Source organism: Streptomyces sp. NPDC059564, assembly GCF_042735575.1.
Classification (GTDB): Bacteria; Actinomycetota; Actinomycetes; order Streptomycetales; family Streptomycetaceae; genus Streptomyces.
This window is the reverse complement of the sequence record NZ_JBHWBP010000464.1, coordinates 1-5,062: the sequence shown is the minus strand read 5'-3', so window position 1 is coordinate 5,062 and position 5,062 is coordinate 1. Positions and strand designations below refer to the sequence as shown.

The window sequence follows — 5,062 nt, the reverse complement described above, 5'->3', positions numbered from 1 at the left end:
TCGCGGACGATCTCCGCCTCGACCTCCCACCAGAAGCCCTCGGTGTCGACGAGGGTGCCGTCCATGTCGAGGAGCACCGCCTGCAGGGCGTGCCCGTCGGCCGTACGGGCGACGGGTGCGGGAACGGTGCTGGTCATGCGTACGCCTCTCTCAGGGGACGACAAGGCCGGTCACCTCGGCCCGTGGGGAACGCCCCTCGGAACAGGTGACCGGCCTGTATGGGACCGACCAGTGTACGCCGGTTCGTGTCAGCGCGCGTTGAAATACTTCGCTTCGGGGTGGTGGATGACGATGGCGTCGGTGGACTGCTCGGGGTGGAGCTGGAACTCCTCCGAGAGGTGGACGCCGATCCGCTCCGGCTGGAGGAGGTCGGCGATCTTCGCGCGGTCCTCCAGGTCGGGGCAGGCGCCGTAGCCGAGGGAGAAGCGGGCGCCGCGGTACTTGAGGTCGAACATGTCCTGGACGGCCGCCGGGTCCTCGCCGCCGAAGCCGAGTTCGGAGCGGACGCGCGCGTGCCAGTACTCGGCCATGGCTTCGGCGAGCTGGACGGAGAGCCCGTGCAGCTCCAGGTACTCGCGGTAGGAGTCGGACTCGAACAGCTTGGCGGTGGCCTCGCCGATCCTCGACCCCACGGTGACGACCTGGAGGCCGACCACGTCGGTCTCGCCGGACTCCTCGGGGCGGAAGAAGTCCGCGAGGCACAGGCGGCGGCCGCGGCGCTGGCGCGGGAAGGTGAAGCGGGTCCGCTCGTTGCCGTCGTCGTCCAGGATGATCAGGTCGTCGCCCTTGGAGACGCAGGGGAAGTAGCCGTAGACGACGGCCGCTTCGAGCAGGTTCTCGGTGTGCAGCTTCTCCAGGAGGCCGCGCAGGCGCGGACGGCCCTCGCTCTCGACGAGCTCCTCGTACGTCGCCCCGCCCGCGCGGGCCTGCTTGAGGCCCCACTGGCCCTTGAACAGGGCGCCCTCGTCCAGCCAGGAGGCGTAGTCCTTGAGCGGGATGCCCTTGACGACGCGGGTCCCCCAGAACGGCGGCGTGGGGACGGGGTTGTCCACGGCGACGTCGGAACGGCCGCCCGGCTCCTGCGGCTCCTCCACCTGGAGCGCCGCGGTGTCCCGCTTGGCGACGCGGCGCTGCTTCAGCTCGGGCAGCGAGGCGCCGGGGACGCCGCGCTTGACGGCGATCAGGGCGTCCATGAGGCGGAGGCCTTCGAAGGCGTCGCGGGCGTAGCGGACTTCGCCTTCGTAGATTTCGTGGAGGTCCTGCTCGACGTAGGCGCGGGTGAGGGCGGCGCCGCCCAGGATGACGGGGTAGTCGGCGGCCAGCTTGCGCTGGTTGAGCTCCTCCAGGTTCTCCTTCATGATCACCGTGGACTTCACCAGCAGCCCCGACATGCCGATCACATCGGCCTTGTGCTCCTGCGCGGCTTCCAGGATCGCCGAGACCGGCTGCTTGATCCCGATGTTGACGACGTTGTAGCCGTTGTTCGTCAGGATGATGTCGACCAGGTTCTTGCCGATGTCATGGACGTCGCCGCGGACCGTGGCCAGGACGATGGTGCCCTTGCCCTCGTCGTCGGTCTTCTCCATGTGCGGCTCCAGATAAGCCACCGCCGTCTTCATCACCTCGGCGGACTGCAGGACGAACGGCAGCTGCATCTGGCCCGAGCCGAACAGCTCACCGACGACCTTCATGCCCTCCAGCAGCGTGTCGTTGACGATCTCCAGCGCCGGACGCGCCCGCAGAGCCTCCGCGAGGTCGGCCTCCAGACCGTTCTTCTCACCATCGATGATCCGCCGCTGCAGGCGCTCGTCCAGCGGCAGGGCCAGCAGCTCCTCGGCCCGGCCGGCCTTCAGCGACTTCGTGTTGACACCCTCGAACAGGGCCATCAGCTTCTGCAGCGGGTCGTAATCCCCCGCACGCCGGTCATAGATCAGGTCCAGAGCCGTCTGGACCTGCTCATCATCGAAACGCGCGATCGGCAGGATCTTGCTCGCGTGCACGATCGCGGAATCCAGGCCCGCCTTCACGCACTCGTCCAGGAAGACCGAGTTCAGCAGGACACGGGCGGCCGGGTTCAGGCCGAAGGAGATGTTCGACAGACCCAGCGTCGTCTGGACATCCGGGTGACGCCGCTTCAGCTCCCGGATCGACTCGATCGTCGCGATACCGTCCTTGCGCGACTCCTCCTGCCCCGTGCAGATCGTGAACGTCAGGGTGTCGATCAGGATGTCCGACTCACGGATCCCCCAGTTCCCCGTCAGATCCGCGATCAGCCGCTGCGCGATGGCGACCTTGTGCTCGACCGTGCGGGCCTGGCCCTCCTCGTCGATCGTCAGCGCGATCAACGCCGCGCCGTGCTCCCGCGCCAGGGCGGTGACCTTCGCGAAACGGGATTCGGGGCCGTCACCGTCCTCGTAATTGACCGAGTTGATGACCGCACGACCGCCCAGCTTCTCCAGACCCGCCTGGATCACCGGAACCTCGGTCGAGTCCAGCACGATCGGCAGCGTCGAAGCCGTCGCGAAACGGCCCGCGAGCTCCTTCATGTCCGCGACGCCGTCACGGCCCACATAGTCGACGCACAGGTCGAGCATGTGGGCACCCTCACGGATCTGGTCCCGCGCCATCTCCACACAGTCGTCCCAGCGCGCCTCCAGCATCGCCTCACGGAACTTCTTCGACCCGTTCGCGTTCGTCCGCTCACCGATCGCCATGTACGAGGTGTCCTGCCGGAACGGCACCGTCTGGTACAGCGACGCCGCACCCGGCTCGGGCTGCGGGGACCGCTCGGTGATGGCCGTGCCACGGACCCGCTCCACCACCTGACGCAGATGCTCCGGCGTCGTACCACAGCAGCCCCCGACCAGGGACAGCCCGTACTCGCGGACGAACGTCTCCTGCGCATCCGCCAGCTCCGGCGCCGACAGGGGGTAATGCGCGCCCTGCTTCGTCAGGACCGGCAGGCCGGCGTTCGGCATGCACGAGAGCGGGATCCGGGCGTTGCGCGCCAGGTAGCGCAGGTGCTCGCTCATCTCCGCCGGACCCGTCGCGCAGTTCAGGCCGATCATGTCGATGCCCAGCGGCTCCAGCGCCGTCAAAGCCGCGCCGATCTCCGAACCCAGCAGCATCGTGCCGGTCGCTTCCACCGTGACCTGCACGATGAGCGGCAGGTCCCCCGCTCCGCACCGGTCCAGTGCCCGCCGTGCGCCGATGACGGCGGCCTTCGTCTGGAGGAGGTCCTGGGTGGTTTCCACCAGGAGCGCGTCGGCGCCGCCGCGGATCAGGCCTTCGGCGTTCTGCTCGTAGGCCTCGCGCAGGGGCTCGTAGCCGATGTGCCCGAGGGTGGGGAGCTTGGTGCCGGGGCCCATGGAGCCCAGCACCCAGCGGGGGCGGCCGTCCCGCGCCGTGTAGCCGTCGGCCGACTCCCGGGCGATCCGGGCGCCCGCCTCCGACAGCTCGTAGACGCGCTCCTGCACCCCGTACTCGGCGAGGGCGGCCAGGTTCGTGCCGAAGGTGTTGGTCTCGACGCAGTCCACGCCCACCGCGAAGTACGCGTCGTGCACGGAGCGGACGATGTCGGGGCGGGTGACGTTGAGGATCTCGTTGCAGCCCTCCAGCTGCTGGAAGTCCTCCATGGTCGGGTCGGCGGCCTGGAGCATGGTTCCCATCGCTCCGTCCGCGACCACCACACGGGTCGCGAGCTCCGCGCGCAGTGACGGTCTCATCGCAGCCCCCTCAGGTGTGTGGACAGTTCCGTTTCGCTCGCCGGGCCGTACGTGGCGCGGAGCCGGGCCAGCAGGGGTTCCGGGGTGAGCCGGTACTCCTGGGTGCCGGTGTGGCCGAGTACGGTCGCGGCGACCGCGCAGCCCAGCTGGGCCGCGTACCGCTCGGGTACGCCCCAGGCCGTCCCGGCGAGGAATCCGGCGCGGAACGCGTCGCCGACGCCGGTGGGGTCGACGACGTCCGCGACCTCCACGGCGGGTACGGTCAGCGGCGCGCGGCCGGCGGCGCGGATCCGTACGCCGGACTCGCCGTGGGTGGTGACCCAGGAGCCGACCTGCCCCAGGACCTGTTCCTCGGTCAGGCCGGACCGCTCGCACAGCAGGGCGGACTCGTACTCGTTGGTGAACAGCCGCCCCGCGCCGTCGATGAGGTCCCGTACCTCGGCCCTGGTCAGCCGGGCCAGCTGCTGGGAGGGGTCGGCGGCGAAGGCGAGGCCCAGTTCCCGGCAGTTGGCGGTGTGCCGGAGCATGGCCTCGGGGTCGTCCGGTGAGATCAGTACGAGGTCGGGCCGTCCGCGGTGGGCGACGATCTCGCGCAGGTCGATCTCGCGGGCTTCGGTCATGGCGCCCGCGTAGAAGGTCGCGATCTGGTTCTGGTCGGCGTCCGTGGTGCAGACGAAGCGGGCGGTGTGGCGGGTGTCGCTCACGCGCACGGAGTCGGTGTCCACTCCGTGGTCCTTGAGCCACACCCGGTAGGGCTCGAAGTCCCCGCCCACCGCGCCCACCAGCAGGGGGCGCAGTCCCAGTACGCCGAGCCCGAACGCGATGTTCGCCGCCACGCCGCCGCGCCGCACGTCCAGTCCGTCGGCGAGGAACGACAGAGAGACCCGGTCCAGCCGGTCCGCCAGCAGCTGTTCGGCGAACCGGCCGGGGAAGGTCAGCAGGTGATCGGTCGCGATGGATCCCGTGACAGCGATGCGCATCTCAGACCCCGGCGGCCTGGCGCAGCGCGTGGACGCGGTCGGTGCGCTCCCAGGTGAAGTCCGGGAGCTCGCGGCCGAAGTGGCCGTAGGCGGCGGTCTGGGCGTAGATGGGCCGCAGCAGGTCGAGGTCGCGGATGATCGCGGCCGGGCGCAGGTCGAAGACGCTGGTCACGGCCTCCTGGATGCGCTCGTCGGACAGGGTGCCCGTGCCGAAGGTCTCGACGAAGAGGCCGACGGGCTCGGCCTTGCCGATGGCGTACGCGACCTGGACCTCGCAGCGCGCGGCCAGACCGGCGGCGACCACGTTCTTCGCGACCCAGCGCATGGCGTAGGCGGCGGAGCGGTCGACCTTGGAGG

The 5,062-nt window shown here is 69.9% G+C and carries 3 protein-coding genes and 1 pseudogene; all 4 read right to left on the bottom strand.

Annotation, left to right across the window (positions count from 1 at the left end):
• Window positions 1-137, bottom strand: a pseudogene (locus tag ACFV0Q_RS38225) (HAD family phosphatase); the annotation flags it as partial.
• Window positions 138-248: 111 nt separating this feature from the next.
• On the bottom strand, window positions 249-3,725 hold the full coding sequence (gene metH, locus ACFV0Q_RS38220) for a methionine synthase (protein WP_385012264.1): 3,477 nt from the start codon (window positions 3,723-3,725) through the stop codon (window positions 249-251).
• Window positions 3,722-4,705 (bottom strand): carbohydrate kinase family protein, encoded by a 984-nt coding sequence (locus tag ACFV0Q_RS38215; protein WP_385012262.1) that lies wholly within the window; start codon window positions 4,703-4,705, stop codon window positions 3,722-3,724. Before ACFV0Q_RS38215 ends, metH begins: the two co-directional genes overlap by 4 nt.
• Before the next feature lies 1 nt (window position 4,706).
• Window positions 4,707-5,062: methionine adenosyltransferase domain-containing protein (locus ACFV0Q_RS38210; protein ID WP_385012259.1), on the bottom strand; the 356-nt coding region annotated here is incomplete at its 5' end.